Below are 19,370 nucleotides of genomic sequence, written 5' to 3'. Positions count from 1 at the left end.
TTAGGGTGGGGATGGGGTTATTTCAGGATTAAACACTGAGAAAGGGAATTATAAATGACAGTTCGCGTTAGATTTGCTCCAAGCCCAACGGGCTATCTGCATATAGGCGGTGTTAGGACTGCTTTATTTAATTATCTGTTTGCCCGCCACAATAAAGGTGTATTTATGCTTCGCATTGAAGATACTGACCAGGGGCGTTCTACGGACGAATCCATTAAGGCTATTATTGATGGAATGCACTGGCTTGGGCTTAACTGGGATGAAGGCCCGTATCGTCAGACTGAACGAATGGAGCTTTATAAAAGCCATGTCAAAAGACTGATTGACGAAGGAAATGCATACAACTGTTACTGTACTTCTGAAGAGCTTGAAGAGCGGAGGAAACAGGCACTTGCTGAAAAGCGAATCCCTAAGTATGACGGCAGGTGCAGGACAATCACAGAGCCGGTACCGGACAGGCCGCACGCAGTGCGTTTTAAGGCGCCTGTGGAAGGTCAGATTGTAGTAAACGACATAGTTAAGGGTAGGGTTGTGTATGAAAATGCTCAGCTTGATGACCTCATTATCATGCGGTCTGACGGCTGGCCTACTTATAATCTTTGTGTAGTAGTAGACGATGCTGATATGCAGATAAGCCATGTAATTCGGGGCGATGACCACCTGAATAACACACCAAGGCAGATACAACTCTATCACGCATTCGGATATGAAATACCGCAGTTTGCGCACTTGCCGATGATACTTGGGCCGGACAAGACAAGGCTTTCCAAGAGGCATGGGGCAACGGCAGTCACTGCTTATGAGGATATGGGTTACCTGCCGGAGGCGATGGTGAATTACCTAGTACGCCTCGGCTGGTCATACAAAGACCAGGAGGTCTTCAGCCTTGAAGAGTTGATAGAAAAATTCTCACTTGAGCACGTGGGAAAGTCAGCCGCAGTATTTAATCCTGAGAAATTACTCTGGCTGAACAGCCATTACATAGCACATCTGGAAACAAAAGATATTATAAAACGTCTAAAACCATTTCTTGTAAAGGAAGGTCTTATGTCCCCCTCACCCTACCCCTCTCCCGCAAGGGGAGAGGGTATAGATGAGGTAGACTTACGTCAAAGCCCCCCTCCCCTTAATCCCCTCCCGCAAGGGGAGGGGAGATTCGGAGAAGGTGCTCGTGCTGTTGTTCTCCCTCCCCTTCAAGGGGAGGGCAGGGGTGGGGATGGGGTTCAGGATGAAGCATGGCTATCCAAGGTCATAATCTCCTTACGTGAACGTTGTCGTACCCTTGTAGAGATGGCTAACGCAGCGAGGTATTTCTTCCTCGATGATGTTGAGATTGATCCTGAGGCTGCAAAGAAATTCCTGATACAATCTAATAAAGAAACACTTGAGCTTGTCCTAAAGGGACTGGAAGAACTTCCTAACCATGTACTCGAAAATAACCCCCCCATGCCCCCCCTTGAAAAAAGGGGGGGATTTTCATCTGAGAATATAGACGCTTTATTCAAATCAATTATGGAAGCAAAAGGGGTAAAGATGGGGCAGGTTGCCCAGCCCCTTCGTGTTGCCCTTACCGGTCGAACTGTCAGTCCGGGTATATTTGAGGTCATTGATATACTTGGGAAAGAGAAAGTTATTTACCGTCTCAAACAGGCGATAGCAAGGCTTTCTTGACACCCCAGCCGCAACCCGTTAATATATTTTAACAAACAGATTCCCGATAAAAAACTTCGGGAATGACAAGGATTTCCCCTTACCCTGCCCTCTCCCCTCAGGGGAGAGGGGAACGTTGAGGGGTGGGAGGGTTTTATGGCGACCCGATTCAAAGAAAAGACACGGTATACTTATGAAGATTATATGAAGACTCCTGATGATGTACGTTATGAACTTATTGATGGAGATTTATTAATGTCCCCTGCACCAAATATCCGGCATCAGATAATAAGTGGAAATATTAATGCTCTGATTAGGAGTTATGTAAAGGATAAGGAACTTGGTACTGTTTTCTATGCGCCATGCGATGTAGTTCTTGGGGATGAAAATGTCTTTGAACCTGATATACTTTTCATCTCAAAACAAAACTCAGGTATTATTGCAGATGCCAATATAAAAGGCGCCCCTGACCTTATCGTTGAGATACTGTCACCTTCAACAGCAGATAGAGACCTCATAAACAAGAAAAGAATCTACGCAAAATATGGCGTCAAAGAATACTGGATTGCAGACCCGCAGGAAAAGACAGTAGAGTTATTTATTCTGAATAATGAACAATTTGATTTGAAGAAAAGCTATGCACAGGATGATGTGATAGAATCAGTGATTTTGCAAGGACTACGTATCCCTCTTAAAGAAATATTTTAGTTTTTCAACCGCTTTGCCGCCTTCTTCCCCCACTCTGTATCCGGAAATGTATCTGCGGCCTCTTTGAAATACTTCCTGCCCTCCTGCGGATTCTGAAGGTTATAATGGGCATCCCCTATCATGTATAACACCTCCGGCACAAAACTACTTCTTGGGAATCTCACAACAAAGTCTTCGCCGCCTTTTATAACATCATCCGGCTTGTTTGCGCTCCTGACATCATAATCCAGATAAAATCCCTCATCTTTTCCTAATTCCGGTTTCAGTTCCAAAACCTTTTTCAGCATGATATGGGCAATATATTTATTACTGCTAATCATGTTAAGCCCCTCAGTGTGCAAAAGGACAGCTATCTCCGGCCCCTTTTTCTTATTCTCGATCAGATAATTAATTAAATAATGCAGACCTATGTGCGCCTTCTTGGGGTCCTTGATAAGCACTATCCCTGCGTTGTAATATTCAGAAGAGAGTTTTTCTTTAACTGCCTTGTTTATCTCAACAGCCTTATCAAACTCTTTTAATGCATCCACCTCATTCCCTTCTAACAGATAAGTGCGGCCGCGCAGGAAATGTACATCTGTAACTTCTGAATAAACAGAGGGTACAATCGTTAAGAATATTAGAAATATAATAAATTGCAGTATATTACGCCGGTTCATATTACTGAATCTTGTATAGCGAATACCCGGACCATCCGTTGTCAATGGTTCCTGTAAAGGTAATATCTGCGGTGGAATCAGGATTCGGGGTTCCTCCTGTGTACAAGTATGTCCTTCCCCTGTCATTGAATGATGTTCCGCTGCCGTCTGAAAGGTATGCCCCGACAACTACATCATAATAACCATCTCCATTAACATCCCCTGCACCGGCAACTGCATTTCCGAACCGGTCTTCTTGGTGCTCAGCACTGAAAGTAACATCAGGTGATGTATCTACAGCGTCCATAGAAGGCCATCCATAATATACATAAGCTTTTCCTCTGAATGTTGTATCAGTCCCCATATACTTTCCACCGGCTGCAATATCATCATAAGTGTCACCGTTTGTATCACCGGCATTTCCAACAGATGTCCCAAGGAACTCATGGTCTGTATTTCCTGTAAGTACAGTCATCTTCACTCCAGAAGAGTCGGCACCAATTGTAATATCTTTTAATTCACCATCACTCATATCGAGTCCATAAAATATATAAACCTTGCCCCTGTTAACGCCTGTGTCAGTATCAGCCTCAGGTGCCCCGATAATTACATCAGAGTACCCGTCTCCATCAACATCCCCGCCGCCTGACAGGCCGGCTGCAATCTTATCATTATCATTACTGCCTGTTATCCTGACGTCAGCAGAAACATTCATATCTGTACCGCCAAAGAATATATATGCACGTCCCCTGTTATAGCCGTCTGTGCCGTCCGCATAAGGCGCCCCTACTATTACATCATCATATCCGTCATAGTTAAAATCTCCGGCCCTTGCAACAGTAGTCCCAAACTTGTCCAGTGCTTTCTCACCTTTTAAGACAACATCAGCATCATTAAGTGTCAGTTCAGGATAGTTAGCCTTAATCCCCATAATCGGCCCGCCATAAAAAATAACTGCTGTCCCTGAGTAAGGGGTGGAACCGTTTGAGTATTTCTCCGGCAGACCTATAATTATGTCGTCAAATCCGTCATTATTTACATCACCGGCTGACGAAACAGAAAAGCCTGCCAGATCATTAACCTCAAGGCCCTTTATCCTGACATCAGCAGTATTGTCCATTGATGAGGATTGATTGCCGTAATATATATAAACTGTGCCGCTGTTATCCGCATTGTCATTTGTGTATGGGGCGCCTGTAATAATATCTGCATAGCCGTCTCCGTTTATATCCCCTGCTATGGCAGTTGAAAAACCGAATTGCTCCCCTGCAGAGGCTTCAGAAAATGTTAAGTCAGCAGAAGTGGTCAGAATATCAGAACCATTAAGTTTTAATGCCATTGAGTTACTAAAGAAGAGGTAAACCTTACCAATAACACTGCCGTCTTTATCTGATGGTGCCCCTATCAGAATGTCGCTCTTGCCGTCACCGTTTATATCCATAAACTGTGCTAAGGTCTTCTTTGCACTTTTGGAAATATCCCGTGCCCCGTTATCCCTTACAAAATATATATCTTCACTTCCCTCTTCACCTTCCGCCCATGCAGCATAAATATATTTTTTTGCATCTGTTGCTATAGCAGGTGAACCTGACTTTTCAGAAGAATTAGATATGTTTCTCGGGGATGAAAAGGTCTTTCCATTGTCAATAGATCCTGAAAAGTAGATGTCTCCGTTTCCTATGGCCTCTTCAACCCATATTAGATTGAGATAGTTTCCATCCAATGCCAACTTTGGTGAAGAAGATTGCCCTGTAGAAGTTGAGATATTTTTAGGAACGGTAAATGAGTGCCCCGCATCAGTTGATATGGCCGCCCATATCTCACCGCTGTCGGACCATACAGTATAAATTGCACCGTTAGAGCCTACGCCCATCTCAGGGCAGGACGGTGAAGATGAGCCTGGGGAGATTTTTATAGGGGCAGGGATTAATGATTCATAAGACTGTCTCCTTGTAAAATAAATACCTGAGTCTCCTTTAAATGCAATATAAATTGTTCCGCCGGAAGTAACATTTATTACCGGGCAGTTAGAATCAGTTAATGTGTTTGAAACATTATGCGGGGTGGAAAAACTTGTACCACTGTCATTGGATGAGGCTATTGATATATTTCTGTTCCCTTCAGTGCCTTCAACCCAAACTATATCAATATCTGAATTAAGTGTCCCCTCCAAGACTCCAAGCATAGGGTCGCTTGAGTCTGATGCTGTGTTTGAAATATTCAGAGGTTCAGCATCAGTTGATGGAATAAAATCAGTCCCTCCATTATCAGAGTGGCGGAAGAAGATATCCCTCTTCTGATCTCCCATATCCTCTTCCCATACTACATGCAATTGACTGTTACTGTCGGCCTTGATCATTGGAGAGGCTGCATCCCTTGCGAGATAAGAGAGTGGTTTACAACTTGAAGAAGATTTATTGTCGTAAAATTTAATATTTTTACCGATAGAACCCCAGTCTTCGGTCCACACCGTATATGGTGAACCATTGCCGGCTGTTGCAACACTTATATCTCCTGCATGGCCGTTTATATTACAGTTAGCTGTTTTATTAAGGTTACGTTTGCTGAAAGTATTGCCGGAATTTGCTGAGTCAGCAAGGTATAACTCTGTAATTGAGCCGGAAGAAGCCTCTTCCCATGTAACATAAACATTACCCGAAGAGTCTGATGTTATTTTTGGATTGGAAGATTTGGTAGAAGTTTCAGAGAGGTTTGTCCCATGCGTACTGTTATTATTCCCACTATTGTTGTCATCGTTAGTGGTTGTTGATGTCTTCCCGCCGCATCCCGCAACAAGAAAAATAGCGAACATCAATATAAGATGTTTTAATATTAAATTTCCTGATTTCATAAATACCTTAGTTGATATTAGCAAGTTTCATACCATTACCAGTCAGTTTTTAAAGCAGGCATGAAAATTGCTAATTAAAATTGCTAATTAATAATACTAAGAATATTAACATAATTTTAATATGAGGAGAACCGTCATGCGTAAAAAACTTACAACACTTGTTTTGGTTACACTTACAGCAATCATTACAGCCTTTTCAGGAAACGCTCTTGCAACATCAATCGCAGAAATTGAAGGAAATGATTCCTTTGCTTCAGCACAAAGCATAGACGCCTTTTTCTCTATTAACTCTAACCCAAATGTCTTCGGGACATTACCTACAGTGAGTATACATGGCAGTAATGGAGCGGCTACTGATGTTGACTATTATCGTTTCACCGTAGCAAATACAGGCATAGGATATTTTGATATAGATGATGTTACAAAGTCTGGTTCTCTTTGGATTGGCAATTCACTCAGTTTATACGATTCAGGCCATAACCTCCTTGCTGCTGATTTTGATACCTTAAATTATGATGAAGACCCAGGTTCTGTTTCTACCTTTGACAGTTTTCTTGGTGTTTATAATTTTACTAATGCCGGCGTATATTTCATTGCAGTATCTACAGAATACACAAGTCCAGGTACCCCTGGTACTTTAGGCGGCAATCTTGGCCGTCCTGATTGTGTAATGCCGGCCTGCAACCCCAATAATCCGCCGGTAGACTTTCGTAACGGCGGAAAATATTATCTTGGAGACTCAGGGCCGACTTCTGTTAATACAACGGGAGCATCCGACGCGTTTGGAAACTACACCCTTCATGTAACCATAGCAAACCCAGTACCGGAGCCGTCAACTGCATTATTATTCGGACTGGGAATGATAACCCTCTTAATCATATCCCGCCTTTATTTTCTTTCCCCTCTTTTTAATAAGAGTGACATAAGAAAATAAGCATCTTTCTCAAATTCAGTGGCTCAATAATATTCCCTCCCCCATGACGGGGGAGGGAAGGGTGGGGGTGTCCTCTTCAAAGGGAGGGGAATCCTTCCATTGACATCGCCTGCTGAACCAAGTAATAATCAAGTCACTTAGGGTCTGTCATAAAATAACCTATACATTTATGCATCTCATCTTCCGGCCATCTTTGTGTGCTCCTCTTCAGTAATAGTAAGCGGAAGATGGATGTACCAGGGTACTGTATAGGATGATCATTTAATTTGCATCCATATAGATACTGATGATTCCCAAGTTCATCGAAAGTTCTTACACCATTATAAGGAAGTATGGGTATATAGAAATTTGACAAGGTGTTTGATTGGATTTGAGCATTAAACATTAGCAGAATAAACCTGTACTTCTTTGTTCAACCTGTCTTCTAATTTGTCTTTTTCAGTTTCAAGGTCATAGTGTGCTTGTAAATTTATCCAGAAGCGTTCCGAAAGACCAAAATAACGCGACAACCTTAAAGCCGTATCCGGAGTGATGGATCGCTTACCCTGTACAATCTCATTGATACGCCTTGCCGGTACGTTAATATCCTTTGCTAATTTATATTGGCTAATTTCCATGGGTTTAAGAAATTCTTCCATGAGTATTTCACCGGGATGAATTGGTTTTAATTTTTGTTTCTCCATTTGTTCCCCCCTAATGATAATCAACTATTTCCACGTTGTATGCATCTCCGTCATGCCAATCAAAACATATACGAAACTGCTTGTTGATACGAATACTGTATTGTCCTTTTCGATCACCTGATAATTTCTCAAGGTGGTTAGATGGTGGTATGAGTAAATCTTGAAGTACATCTGTTGCATCCAAAATCTCAAGTTTTCTACGAGCAATTTGCTGTATACTCTGCGGAAATCTGCGGATTATTTCACGATTAAACAGTTTTTCAGTCTCTTTAGCCGCAAAACTTTTTATCATTAAAAATGATATTATCGCATGGCGTTAATAATGTCAAACGACATTATCCTCTTCATTTAATTGACCTTGCCGGCTTACCCAAGAAATAATAAAGGCACTTGCAGCAGAATAAAATAATGACATATATGCGTGGTTAACAAATGTCGTCATTCCCTCATGTTTTAAGCGGGAATCTTTTTGTTGTTACCCATACTTTTAATGTTTGCCTTTCTGACACATTTTAACTCACTCCCTGTATCAATCTACCACACCAAGTAAACCCCTTAAATAACAACAAGTTCCATCCATCACACATATCCAGTTCTTTATTCAAACCCAGTATGTATCTATTCTATACATAATCTTAGCTTTGTTAAAAAAATCCAACCATGTCATCCTGATCCCTTAGGCTTCACTCAGGAAATGCCTGTCGAAGGATTCTTCAATGTTGTCTACAATAGCATCCTTGCATATTCCGTCTTGCTTCTTATGTTTTGTGTCTTGTTTCTTATGTCTAACTTCTTGCATCTTACTTCTTACATCCTGCCTAAACTCCGCATGGCACTAATCTTGCTAAAATAAAACGTGAAAGAATAGTGTATTCGTCTATAACAACTATAAACAGTTAATAGCCATAAGCAAAATGAACAGATTAAATAACATAGCAACCATTATACGGAGAACGACATGAGATCAGAATCCAGCATAAAACCAAGAACATTCATCTTCATTCTATTTCTATCCTTCCTAATACCCCTCTTGCCCCAGTTAAAAGGGAAAGCAGATGCAGCAGTGCCGATTGTGGATGATACGACGTTTATAGTAACAAATGGCAACTTCAAATCACCTACAGGTGACCTTGACCTCTTAATATTAAGAGAAAATTATTTAATCCCCACCACTGATTTATCAGCTTATGATAATGTTGACCCGGACAAGTTTGTTGTAAATGGGAATCAGGGGACATTCGGCAGTCCTGATTGTATCCAGTCTATATTTTTAAGGATTTATGATGGCGGCAGTCAGAATTGGGTAAGGGCAAGTAACGGGACAATAAAGTTTAATGACGGTACGTTAAGTAACGTCCAGATTGTGGGTATTATAACAGACCTTAATACGTGGATTACTCCTGCAAACAGATTAAATGGCAGTGATTTACTTTTCGAACCTGCAAGCGTTGCCGGTGTTTTGTCATCAGCGCCATATAGGGGAATTGAATATGTTGCAGGAGATACTGGAAACGATAAGGTTACTATCAGTGCTGATAGGAAAAGCGTAACCTTTGCCCTTCATACTACTTATGCGGCTGATGATTACAGGATCATCCTTGATTACGGCAATAATAATTGCAGCGGCCCCACAGGTTTTCCTGATGGCGTATCATTTGACGTGACTCTGGAAGATAATATTGTTACATCAAAGGGTGTTCAAGTAGGGAGCACTAACTATGGGGAGGTTATTAATGTTAAAGGCGTACAATTAACCTCAGCCGCAACATCTACCTCATATCTTTCCCCAACAAGGATCCCTGATGTCAATTATTTCGGCCAGACAAGGGCAAGGGATGTCAGAAAGGAATGGGGAGGTGATGATGATAATACAGGTATCTATTATTTTGTATTAGACCCTGCTATTGCTGATGGGACGTCTGCACCTGATTTTTATATCTGGATAATGGATGGTGATAATAATGCCAAATATCTGAATATTGGGGATAATGATTATCAGAGCGAATCTACTGCTGCATACAGGTCCGTGTTTGAATATATGCTCTATGGAGGGAACGGTGCAAGGACTTATGAGGATATAGTCGGCGGCGGAAATGTGCCTGATGCCGGATTAAACAATGACCCGACAGATGATTTTGCAGGTACATTGATAAATCTGAATTCTGCCTACGGCAGGACAACATTGAGAACAGACATGGATGGTCCTTATGGGACAAACATCCTGAAGGATAGAAACTGGACAGTTATACCTGTTGATATAGATGCCAACCCAGGGGATACGATTCCGATAACTGATGGGATACTTTCAACTATATTTGGTTCAGGGAAGGTAGTCTATAAGTTTATTGTTGACGGCAGGGATGTCCGCAATACTATTCCTGCAGGTCAGGCAGTGGACTTTAACAGGTACCAGCTTGATATATCTACAAGCCCGACTGACCCTAATATAGGCGACTGTAAAAATGTCCGTCCAATATTAAATTGTGTAATACCATATTCTTATGAGATGGTCTTTGCAGGACGCCCTGACCTTGCAGGTTCACAGTTAAAGACCAATACGCTCCTTCTAATACCTACTCTTACTAATCACTTATTGGATGTCCAGACACTTGACCTTGATGAGAGTACAATAGTTGGGAACATGTCATATCCCCAGATGGCGATTAAAGTTACACTGCCTGATGGGAGTATATTTAATGATTCTGCAACATTTGAAAGCGGTGACCAGAGAGATGACGGGCACTATATGTGGTCAAGCATAAAGCAGGCTGAAAGGATTTTACCGGCAGAAAAATTTGTCTCTGCAAAGGATATAAAACACTGCGGCCCTGGCGGATTCACTCCTGACCCTGCAGTATGCTTCAATACATTAAATAATGAGAACGGTTTATGGGCTATTGAGGTAGACCCATATTTACTCGTCAATCCGTATGGCCTAAGGGCATTCGGTGACCAAGGATCTCCTCTTGGATTTGTGCCGCTCCCGGCAGTCCCTGTGAGTGCATCTCCAGGTACTCCGGTTCTGGATTCTGATTACCTTAGTTGTCCGAATCCGCCAGGAACATCCCCTTGCCCTGATGGAATATTGGATAGTGTAGATAACTGTAAAGATCACTGGAATCAGAATCAGAGTGACTGTGATGGCGATGGAATAGGTGATGTCTGTGATGCTACGCCCGGATGCAGTTTACCTCCTCTGGATACGGATTTAGACGGGATACCGGACATTCAGGATAACTGTCCTACAATACCAAACCCAACTCAGGCTAACTCAGATACTGATAGTCTCGGAGATGCCTGTGATAATTGTGCATTAATTTCTAACCTTGATCAGGCGGATGCAGACGGTGACGGTGTAGGAAATGTCTGCGATAACTGCCCTATTGCACCAAATACAGCACAGACGGATACGGATAATGACGGCAAGGGTGATGTGTGTGATAACTGTGCTTATGTTGCCAATGCGGACCAGCTTGACAATGATATATGTCAGGCATCTCTTGATCCTTTAGACCCTGTTCCATCATGTATCACCGGTAGTCTATTACCTGATGGCAAGGGTGATGTTTGTGATAATTGTAAGTATGTGTACAATCCGGCACAGAATAATACTGACTATAATATATTATTCCCCGGCACATACCCAGGTGATGCATGTCAGTCTTTAGACAGTGACCGTGACGGTATAGCCGATGGACCGGATAATTGTCAAAATATATCTAACCCAATTGCCAATGTTTTGGATTATTATGGCAATTATGTATCAGAAACATGTGCTGACAATGTAACAACTAATGCAACAACTCAGTGTGATGTTGATGCTGATACTGTTGGTGATAAATGCGATAACTGCCCATTAGTATCAAATGCAGATCAGACAGATACAGACGGTGATGGCGATGGTAATGTATGTGATAACTGTCCGAATATTGCAAACCCTGATCAGCTTGACACTGATTTAGATGGCATTGGCGACCTTTGCGATAACTGCCCGAATGTGTATAATCCTTCACAAGCAGATTCAAACGCAAATGGTATAGGTGATGCCTGTGAACCCATTCCACCGCCTGATGCAGATGGTGATGGAGTACCTGATTCTCAGGATAACTGTCCAACGATAGCGAATACTAATCAATTAGATTACGATAATGACGGTGTTGGTAATGTATGTGACGGCTGTCCGAACAATGCCAATCCGAGCCAGGAAGACTCAGACCTTGATGGCAGACAGGATGCATGTGATAACTGCCCTGCAACTGCAAATCCATCACAGGCAGATATAGACCAGGACGGGATAGGTGATGCATGTGATGCATGTCCGACAAATCCAAGCCCTACATGCACACCAACTATAATACCTGTACAGTGTGAAGTACACCCGGAGACCTTAAACAAGGATACATCCGGTATACCTGTGATGGTAGAGATTGAGTTTGAAAAAGACTCAACTTACAAGGCATCCGACATAAACACTGCCTCATCAAGCATAGAGCTGAGATTCCCTGAACCGACACCTGGAGGCTGTCTTGCCCCTGTTGATTTGCAGGGAAATCATTATCTCTTACACATGGCGGGATATGAGCAATATGGTTCAAGAAAGCTCCACGTAAAGTTTGACCGTAACATAGTTCAATCATGTGTTGCCGGAGTCCCACAGCCGAACCATCAGGACATACTCCTCAGAATATCCGGCTTCTTTAATGACGGCAACCAGTTCACCTGCTCAGATGAGATAAGGGTAATACAGCCATAGCTGTATTGATAAATGTTTATCCCCTGACAAAACAATCCCCTCTCCCCTTGCGGGAGAGGGGTACTCTTCATTATTCCCCTCCCTTGGCGGGAGGGGGCAGGGGGAGGGTGATAGTAATCTAAAAACTGCCGCTATTGCCGGCAGTTTTTATTTATAGTACAATGTTCATATTTTGAACGACCTCATGGTTAATATGAAGAATGGAAAAAATATGATAAAACCAGTATCATGAGAAAAATAAATGAAGAAAGAATACGATTTTTCAAAAGGCGATGGAGGTAAATTTTATAGTTCAGATACAGTATTGTACCTACCTATTTACATTGAACCTGATATGATGGAAGTCCTTAGAGAATTCTCAAAGAGAAAAGGTGTAGATGTTTCAACAATAGTAAATGAATGGATAAAAAAAGATATATCCATAGTAGAAACAATTACAAAATAACTCAGAAAAATAAATATTAAACAGCAGCACAGATAGACACTTACGTCACAATGTAGTGCCATCCAAGATTCCCTCCCCTTCAAGGGGAGGGCAAGGGTGGGGATGGGGTTGCTAATATGCCCCGTATGGAGTTTAGCATTAGTCAAAACAATTTGATCAATATGTTTATAGAATGGCGGCAGCCTGTTTACTTTCAACCATACCGTTCATAAATTGAACGCCTTTGACCAATCATGAAAAACAACCACATCACCATCTACGAACCCAACCACATTATGAAAGCCGGAATCCGTATCTGGCCGCTAATGTTCCGTGAACTCATAGAATCCCGCGAGCTAATCTGGAGGCTCATCCTCCGTGACATATCAGCAAAATATAAGCAGTCTTTTCTCGGAATCCTCTGGTCCTTTCTCACACCTCTGGCCATGATGTTTGCCTTTGTCTGGATCAAAGGGATGAACATCCTTCCGATTAAAAATACCTATATGCCTTATCCGGCCTTTGTATTTTTCGGGCAGATGGTCTGGCTGTTGTTTCAACACGGCATAACAACAACCACCAACAGCCTTGCAGAGGCAGGCTCCCTTTTAACAAAGATCAACTTTCCAAGAGAGGTACTTGTCCTTTCAAAGCTGGGACAGACGATCTTTGAGTTTTTACTCCGGATACCATTATTAGTTATTATTTTTATCTGGGTTGGGTTTATTCCAAATGTATCTATCCTCCTGATTCCTGTTGCTCTATTGCCGCTATTGTTGTTAGTTGCAGGACTTGGATTCTTCCTCTCATTATTGAATGCAGTAATGCGTGATATCAGCAGTGTCATTGGAATTATTTTAAGCATAGGTATGTTTGCAACGCCTGTTGTTTATCCTCCTCCGGTAAGCTGGCCCATGTCATTCTGGATCAACTATGTCAATCCCGTGAGCGCCTTTCTCAACACAAGCCGTGACCTTGCAACAGTCGGCCACATTACCGATCCGGCAAGTTATGTTACATCAATAATATTTAGTATCCTCATCTTCATGGTCGGATGGAGAAGCTTTCACCTCGTAGAACCAAAAATTGCAGAGCAGGCATAAAAAACAGTTCTTGCTCATATTGAGTGGGTAATAATATTCCCTCCCCATTGAGGGTTAGGGTGGGGGTTATTCTATGGGAGTTATCAAATGTCAGATGTACTTGTCAGAGTAGAAGGCGTTTCAAAGAAATTCTGTAAGACACTGAACCGTTCCATGTTATATGGGATTCAGGATGTGACCAAAAATATGTTAGGGATTGAACCTGATACAAACAGGCTCAGGCCAGGAGAATTCTGGTCAGTAGATGATGTCTCATTTGAGGTTCGGCGTGGAGAGTGCCTCGGCCTGATTGGTCCGAATGGCGCCGGCAAATCAACACTTCTTAAATTACTCAACGGAATAATCTCTCCTGATAAAGGCAGAATAGAGATTAATGGCAGAATAGGCGCACTGATTGAAGTTACTGCCGGTTTCCATCCCATGCTGACAGGAAGAGAAAATATTTACATTAACGGATCTATCCTCGGATTCAGCAGGAAAGAGGTAGAAAAAAAGTTTGATGAAATTGTTGAGTTCTCGGGACTTGGAGACTTCATAGATACCCCTGTAAAGCATTATAGCACCGGCATGAACGTCCGGCTTGGATTTGCTATCGCCGCACAGATGGAGCCGGATGTCTTGTTGATAGATGAGGTCTTGGCTGTAGGCGATGTAGGATTTACAGTAAAATGTTTTAATGCAATAGCAAAGATAATCAAGCATGCCGCTGTTATATTGGTGTCTCACAATTTGCCGCAGGTTGCGCGGATATGCAGTGATGTATGTGTAATGAATAAGGGAAGTGTAGATTTTCAAGGGAAGGATGTTTCTAATGGGATAAATCATTATTTTTCAATGTTTGAGTCTCAAAATGGGATAATATCAGGAAATGGGAAGGCAAAGATATATAAAATAATGATAGAAAGCAAAAGCAAGAAAGATGTCAGTCAGATTTGCTTTGGAGATGACATATCTATTAATCTTGAACTTATGATTTCTCTTGAGATAAAATATCCTATTATAATTATCAGCTTCTCAAATTTAGAAATGCAAATTGTTGCCCAGATAAATTCTCTATATGGGAAAGTCCCTATTTATAATTCAGGAGAAAAGATGAATATAAAAGTAAATTTAGATTCATTTCAGCTTAATCCAGGTGGGTACTTTCTGTCAGTAGTAGTGTTTGATGAAACCAAACAACATATCCTCGCACACCATTACACAGTGAAAAAGATTAATGTAACTGGAGAATTTATTGGTCTTGCCCCTGTTCAGTTTATAGGCCATTGGGACTTTAATGATAAACTATTATATAAAGAAACCACTGTTACAGGTAATAAAGGAAAGATTCAAGGATGATATCCAGAAATAGAAATTATATGGCACATGAATAACTATAATTCAAAGAAAAAAGTTTTCATTATCGGTCTTGACGGCGCTACCTTTGACTTAATTAAGCCATGGGCGGAACTCGGTAAATTACCTACTATTTCAAAATTAATGTCTAAGGGAAATTATGGTGAATTGGCTTCTACAATTCCACCTGTTACTGCCCCTGCATGGTCATCAATCTTCACCGGTACAAACCCCGGCAAGCACGGGCTTTTTGACTTTACAAAGCACAAGGTCAATTCTTACAGCAGAGAACTTGTAAGTTCACGCGATATCCAGATTCCCACCTTTCCTGAGTTATTATCTAAACAAGGTTATCGTACAGGCCTTGTTAATGTCCCGATGACCTATCCTCCGAAGCCTCTGAATGGATTTGTAATATCAGGGATGTTAGCTCCTGACGAGGAATGTGAATTTATCTTTCCAAGAGATTTAAAGCCTAAGCTATTTCAGAATATCGGGGGTTATAGGATTGATTATAATATAATGGGTTATAGCAATGAAGATGAAATGCTCCGTAACCTTAATGATGTAACTGAACTAAGAAAAAAAGCCATCAGGTATCTTCTTACAACCGAAGAATGGGATCTGTTTTATTGTGTATTTGTTGGGATTGACAGGGTGCAACACTGGGTATGGGATGTTCTTGGAGATCCTATAGACTTTTCAAAAGATAATATCATTTTGGAGTTTTACAAGATAATAGATAACACCATTCAGGAACTTATATCTATAGTACCGGAAGATACCGCTGTTATTCTGGTTTCAGACCATGGCTTTGGACCGACATATAAAAAGATTATGTTTAATCGCTGGCTTTATCAGGAAGGTTTTCTTTCCCTAATAAAAGGTAAATCTACTACATCATTGATTCGTAAACTTAAAGGCATATATAAACATAAGGGGGCCGGCCATCAGGATAAGATAGAAGAACCGGAACATTTTTTTGAGAGATGGAAAGGCTGGAAAAACTATTCGCTTGCTCAGATCAATTGGTCGGATACCAAGGCATTTGCCGGCAATGAAACGGAAATGGGAATTTATATTAATACCGAGGGCCGTTTTCCTGCAGGTATTGTAAAGGATAGTGAGTATGAGAACCTCCGTGAAGATATTATTCAGCGGCTTCTCAAACTTACTGACTCAGAAAATGGAAAGAGGGTCATACAAAAAGCGTATCGCAGAGAAGATATATATAGCGGCGATTACATGCAAAAAGCTCCGGACATAGTCTTTGAGACCTCTAATTATGAATACGATTGCAGTGAGGATGTTAACGACCCGTCTGGTCCTGTATTCTTACCTCTGCAGAAATCTGTTATGGGAAAACACCGGAGAAACGGGATATTTATTGCGAATGGCCTGGATATAAAGGCAGGGCAAATAACAGGGGCAGGAGTGTATGATATTGCACCGACTATCCTTTATATGATGGGAGTTCCCATTCCTGATTACATGGAAGGCCGTGTTCTTGAAGAGATATTTGTTGAGGAATATAAAAAATCCAGAATTATACAGCGGGAAAGCTGGACAAAGGAGAATAAACTTGAAAATAATGAGGAACAAATATATACAGATGAGGACAAGGATAAGATAGTGGAGAAATTAAAGGGCCTCGGGTATCTGGATAGTTTATGAAGCCTTGCGGGAAGGGGCTGTTAAAATATCAGCATACAGATAGTGCTTTACGGTATCTTCCAATAGTTGATGACATCCGTAGTTCCGGTCAAAAGAATAAAATCCTTGAAATAGGTGCCGGAGGCTTAGGTATTTATCCCTACCTTGGAGAGAAGATATATGCAGTGGATGTGAGTTTTGACTCTATCAGAAATGATCAGGTACTCATGGTTTCATCTAATGCCCAAACTCTCCCGTTTAAAGACAAGACATTTGATATTGTGATAGCAGTAGACATGCTTGAACATATCCCGCCTTTGTTAAGGATGAATGTCATAAGGGAGCTGCTTAGGGTAGCTATAAAGAAAGTATATATAGCCTTTCCCTCAGGCCCCTATGCTGAGGCACATGACAGAAAATATCATCAATATTATATGTCAAAAAAGGGAACATCATTCCATTTCTTTGAAGAGCATTTAGAATATGGTTTACCGGATAAGGCGTTTGTGGAAGAAAGAATTATGGAAGCTGCGAAGAATATGGGACGTAGAGTCAAAATCTCTAAATCCAATAATGTTAATATCCTTTTACGGAATCTCTTGATGTTTCTCTGGATCAATAACTATAACACCATTTATCACTATACTATGGTTCTTTGCAGCATAAGGAGATGGTTGAACATGGGCAAATGTTACAGGAGTATATTCGTTGTTCAATTTGACGGACAGTAAAATGAGCCTTGATTCACAATCTAAAGAACAAAAGGATTGGTACGACGAACATGCCGGTAATTATGATGATTTCTGGGTCAATCCGATTTCTGCAAAAGTAGTTGACAAGTGGAATTTAAAAAACCTAAGGAAAGTTCTCAAATCTCAAACATTAAAAAGAATTCTTGATTTGGGATGCGGCACCGGTAAAACCACTGTGGAATTAGATTGCTTCGGTAACATCGTTGTCGGATATGATATTTCAATGTCAATGCTTCAAATTGCAAAAAAACGGTCTCCCCAAAATATGTTCATAAAAGGGGATGTTGCTGTTTTACCATTCGGTAGTGGTGTATTTGATCTGGTAGTCACTAATGGGGTATGGCACCATTTTGCAGATATAGAGTCAACAATTGATGAGGTTGGGAGGGTGTTGAGAAAGGGAGGTCTCTTGGCTGTTTTGGGTGAGAATAATGCACTATATAAACATAACAATCAGTTGTTAAGGATGTGGCAATGCTTAAGACTTCCTGTACGTCTTTATAATAAAATAACGTCGTTTTCTAAGGACAAGACTACTATTGTTCCTGTTCAGAGTGAAGTTCCCAATGAACCGGAGGGAACGGAGGATATCAATCCGCATACATTCACACGCCGGTGTGAGCAGGCTATGTTAAGGCAATTGAGATTATATACTTATGATCACATCCCGCGAATGGAAAATAGTAGATATATTTACCGCTTTGTCCTTGAATTAGAAAGGATTATCGGCAGTATTATTGCTCCTTATGACGGGTACATCATGCAAGGATTCTGGATTAAAGAGTGAACGATAAAGGTATTGATATTTCAATTGTATATCTTACAAAGAATGGAGGAGAGTTATTTAAGGATTCTTTGGGGAGTGTATTTGAGCAGAAGATAGATAAAAAGTTTGAGGTAATTTGTATTGACTCCGGTTCTACGGATTCTACTTTAGATGTTATCAGGAAATATCCAATCGGATTATATCAATTGAAGCCGGAAGATTTTAGTTTCGGCCCTGCCCGTGATTTTGGTTTCTCTAAAGCTGGCGGAGAAATTATTGTTACATTATCTCAGGATGTTATTCCATGTAATGAGAAATGGCTTTATTATTTGACGGAACCCTTTGTGTCCCCTGATATTTCAGTAGTTCAGGGGCAGGATGTGGTACCGGCAAAAAAAGATATTTTCTTTTGGGAAAAGGCAGGTCATTTTTATTTCACGAGAGAAATAAGGAAATGGGTCCGCGAATATGGAATAGGATTAGGATGTACAAATATGGCAATAAGAAGAAATGTGTGGATGGAGTGTAAATTTGGGAATACTCCTATGAGTGAGGATAAATCATTACAGATTATATTACATAAAAAGGGTTATAAGATTGTGTATGTTGAAGAGGCGCAGGCATATCATGGCCATAGCTACAACATGAATTCCTTGATAAAACGATGTGAAAACGAGGGGCTTGGCTGGAGATATGTGGATGTCGGATATTCCTTTGTTGATATGATAATAGATATCCTGTCTTTGAGAAAATTTATTATTTTGTTAGTAGGAACCTTTACAAGAAAGATAACAAGTTTATCCGCTTTCCTTTACCCTGTTATCAGGCCTATATGGCTGTTCAAGGGTAATCATTTTACAAAAAAGTATAGATACTAATTCCGGTGACACCATACAAAATTCTGGAGGATAGCAGGGCGAACCGTCATGAGCCTCCGGCTAACAAAGGATGATGAAAATGAGGCACCCTACCGCAAGGGGGGGAGATATGAAAGATTGCCGAAGATTCCCCCTCCCTTGACGGGAGGGGGTTAGGGGGAGGGTGAGCTATGGAGATTTTCGAATGAAACAATTTATTTCGCCGCCCCCAATAGTTAAATTACAAAAGTCTTTCTCAACCC

General features: G+C 41.1%; 16 protein-coding genes. 11 read left to right on the top strand and 5 right to left on the bottom strand.

Annotated elements, in window-relative coordinates; translation table 11 throughout:
• Nucleotides 1–54 precede the first annotated feature (54 nt).
• Nucleotides 55–1,671: a glutamate--tRNA ligase gene (locus tag HZA08_01660; GenBank protein ID MBI5192129.1), complete on the top strand. Its 1,617-nt coding sequence runs from the start codon at nt 55–57 to the stop codon at nt 1,669–1,671.
• Between the two features lie 135 nt (nt 1,672–1,806).
• Nucleotides 1,807–2,358, top strand: a complete 552-nt coding sequence (locus HZA08_01655; protein MBI5192128.1) for a Uma2 family endonuclease — start codon at nt 1,807–1,809, stop codon at nt 2,356–2,358.
• On the opposite strand, the gene HZA08_01650 is transcribed toward HZA08_01655, so the two are convergent.
• Both HZA08_01650 and HZA08_01645 read right to left on the bottom strand, forming a co-directional pair.
• Nucleotides 2,355–3,017 (bottom strand): tetratricopeptide repeat protein, encoded by a 663-nt coding sequence (locus HZA08_01650; GenBank protein ID MBI5192127.1) that lies wholly within the window; start codon nt 3,015–3,017, stop codon nt 2,355–2,357. The genes HZA08_01655 and HZA08_01650 overlap by 4 nt on opposite strands.
• A gap of 1 nt (nt 3,018) precedes the next feature.
• Nucleotides 3,019–5,847 carry an FG-GAP repeat protein gene (locus tag HZA08_01645; GenBank protein ID MBI5192126.1) on the bottom strand — a complete coding sequence of 943 codons (2,829 nt, stop codon included), beginning with the start codon at nt 5,845–5,847 and terminating at the stop codon, nt 3,019–3,021.
• A 136-nt stretch (nt 5,848–5,983) separates the two neighbouring features.
• On the opposite strand from HZA08_01645, the gene HZA08_01640 reads away from it, so the two are divergent.
• Nucleotides 5,984–6,781 carry a PEP-CTERM sorting domain-containing protein gene (locus tag HZA08_01640; GenBank protein MBI5192125.1) on the top strand — a complete coding sequence of 266 codons (798 nt, stop codon included), beginning with the start codon at nt 5,984–5,986 and terminating at the stop codon, nt 6,779–6,781.
• A 133-nt stretch (nt 6,782–6,914) separates the two neighbouring features.
• Here the strand turns inward: HZA08_01640 and HZA08_01635 are convergent, their stop codons facing one another.
• The 3 genes from HZA08_01635 to HZA08_01625 are packed head-to-tail and all read right to left on the bottom strand — an operon-like array spanning nt 6,915 to nt 7,756.
• Nucleotides 6,915–7,136: a hypothetical protein gene (locus HZA08_01635; GenBank protein MBI5192124.1), complete on the bottom strand. Its 222-nt coding sequence runs from the start codon at nt 7,134–7,136 to the stop codon at nt 6,915–6,917.
• Between the two features lie 22 nt (nt 7,137–7,158).
• Nucleotides 7,159–7,464: a HigA family addiction module antidote protein gene (locus HZA08_01630; GenBank protein MBI5192123.1), complete on the bottom strand. Its 306-nt coding sequence runs from the start codon at nt 7,462–7,464 to the stop codon at nt 7,159–7,161.
• A 10-nt stretch (nt 7,465–7,474) separates the two neighbouring features.
• The gene (locus tag HZA08_01625; protein MBI5192122.1) at nt 7,475–7,756 is read right to left on the bottom strand and encodes a type II toxin-antitoxin system RelE/ParE family toxin; all 282 of its coding nucleotides are present in this window, start codon (nt 7,754–7,756) and stop codon (nt 7,475–7,477) included.
• 738 nt (nt 7,757–8,494) lie between these two features.
• Here HZA08_01625 and HZA08_01620 point away from each other — a divergent pair.
• The 8 genes from HZA08_01620 (at nt 8,495) to HZA08_01585 (ending at nt 19,128) form a co-directional block, all read left to right on the top strand.
• Nucleotides 8,495–12,217, top strand: coding sequence for a thrombospondin type 3 repeat-containing protein (locus HZA08_01620; GenBank protein MBI5192121.1), 3,723 nt, complete (start codon nt 8,495–8,497; stop codon nt 12,215–12,217).
• A gap of 241 nt (nt 12,218–12,458) precedes the next feature.
• Nucleotides 12,459–12,662 carry a hypothetical protein gene (locus HZA08_01615; GenBank protein ID MBI5192120.1) on the top strand — a complete coding sequence of 68 codons (204 nt, stop codon included), beginning with the start codon at nt 12,459–12,461 and terminating at the stop codon, nt 12,660–12,662.
• Between the two features lie 233 nt (nt 12,663–12,895).
• Entirely contained in the window at nt 12,896–13,744 is an 849-nt protein-coding gene (locus HZA08_01610; GenBank protein ID MBI5192119.1) for an ABC transporter permease, read from the top strand.
• Between the two features lie 87 nt (nt 13,745–13,831).
• Entirely contained in the window at nt 13,832–15,082 is a 1,251-nt protein-coding gene (locus HZA08_01605) for an ABC transporter ATP-binding protein (GenBank protein MBI5192118.1), read from the top strand.
• 27 nt (nt 15,083–15,109) lie between these two features.
• Nucleotides 15,110–16,753, top strand: a complete 1,644-nt coding sequence (locus HZA08_01600) for an alkaline phosphatase family protein (protein MBI5192117.1) — start codon at nt 15,110–15,112, stop codon at nt 16,751–16,753.
• Nucleotides 16,750–17,463 carry a class I SAM-dependent methyltransferase gene (locus HZA08_01595; GenBank protein MBI5192116.1) on the top strand — a complete coding sequence of 238 codons (714 nt, stop codon included), beginning with the start codon at nt 16,750–16,752 and terminating at the stop codon, nt 17,461–17,463. Before HZA08_01600 ends, HZA08_01595 begins: the two co-directional genes overlap by 4 nt.
• Nucleotides 17,450–18,271, top strand: a complete 822-nt coding sequence (locus HZA08_01590) for a class I SAM-dependent methyltransferase (GenBank protein MBI5192115.1) — start codon at nt 17,450–17,452, stop codon at nt 18,269–18,271. The genes HZA08_01595 and HZA08_01590 overlap by 14 nt, the downstream gene beginning before the upstream one ends.
• Entirely contained in the window at nt 18,268–19,128 is an 861-nt protein-coding gene (locus HZA08_01585) for a glycosyltransferase family 2 protein (GenBank protein ID MBI5192114.1), read from the top strand. Before HZA08_01590 ends, HZA08_01585 begins: the two co-directional genes overlap by 4 nt.
• Nucleotides 19,129–19,370 lie beyond the last annotated feature (242 nt).

The sequence above is a fragment of the Nitrospirota bacterium genome (assembly GCA_016212215.1).
Taxonomy (GTDB): domain Bacteria; phylum Nitrospirota; class 9FT-COMBO-42-15; order HDB-SIOI813; family HDB-SIOI813; genus JACRGV01.
The sequence above is the reverse complement of the archived record's forward strand: the minus strand, read 5'-3'. Positions and strand labels throughout refer to the sequence as shown.

Coding starts and splice junctions, on each gene's coding strand:
- HZA08_01660 (MBI5192129.1), top strand. CDS start 55: ATGACAGTTCGCGTTAGATTTGCTCCAAGCCCAACGGGCTATCTGCAT.
- HZA08_01615 (MBI5192120.1), top strand. CDS start 12,459: ATGAAGAAAGAATACGATTTTTCAAAAGGCGATGGAGGTAAATTTTAT.
- HZA08_01625 (MBI5192122.1), bottom strand. CDS start 7,756: ATGATAAAAAGTTTTGCGGCTAAAGAGACTGAAAAACTGTTTAATCGT.
- HZA08_01605 (MBI5192118.1), top strand. CDS start 13,832: ATGTCAGATGTACTTGTCAGAGTAGAAGGCGTTTCAAAGAAATTCTGT.
- HZA08_01640 (MBI5192125.1), top strand. CDS start 5,984: ATGCGTAAAAAACTTACAACACTTGTTTTGGTTACACTTACAGCAATC.
- HZA08_01610 (MBI5192119.1), top strand. CDS start 12,896: ATGAAAAACAACCACATCACCATCTACGAACCCAACCACATTATGAAA.
- HZA08_01600 (MBI5192117.1), top strand. CDS start 15,110: ATGAATAACTATAATTCAAAGAAAAAAGTTTTCATTATCGGTCTTGAC.
- HZA08_01650 (MBI5192127.1), bottom strand. CDS start 3,017: ATGAACCGGCGTAATATACTGCAATTTATTATATTTCTAATATTCTTA.
- HZA08_01655 (MBI5192128.1), top strand. CDS start 1,807: ATGGCGACCCGATTCAAAGAAAAGACACGGTATACTTATGAAGATTAT.
- HZA08_01630 (MBI5192123.1), bottom strand. CDS start 7,464: ATGGAGAAACAAAAATTAAAACCAATTCATCCCGGTGAAATACTCATG.
- HZA08_01595 (MBI5192116.1), top strand. CDS start 16,750: ATGAAGCCTTGCGGGAAGGGGCTGTTAAAATATCAGCATACAGATAGT.
- HZA08_01645 (MBI5192126.1), bottom strand. CDS start 5,847: ATGAAATCAGGAAATTTAATATTAAAACATCTTATATTGATGTTCGCT.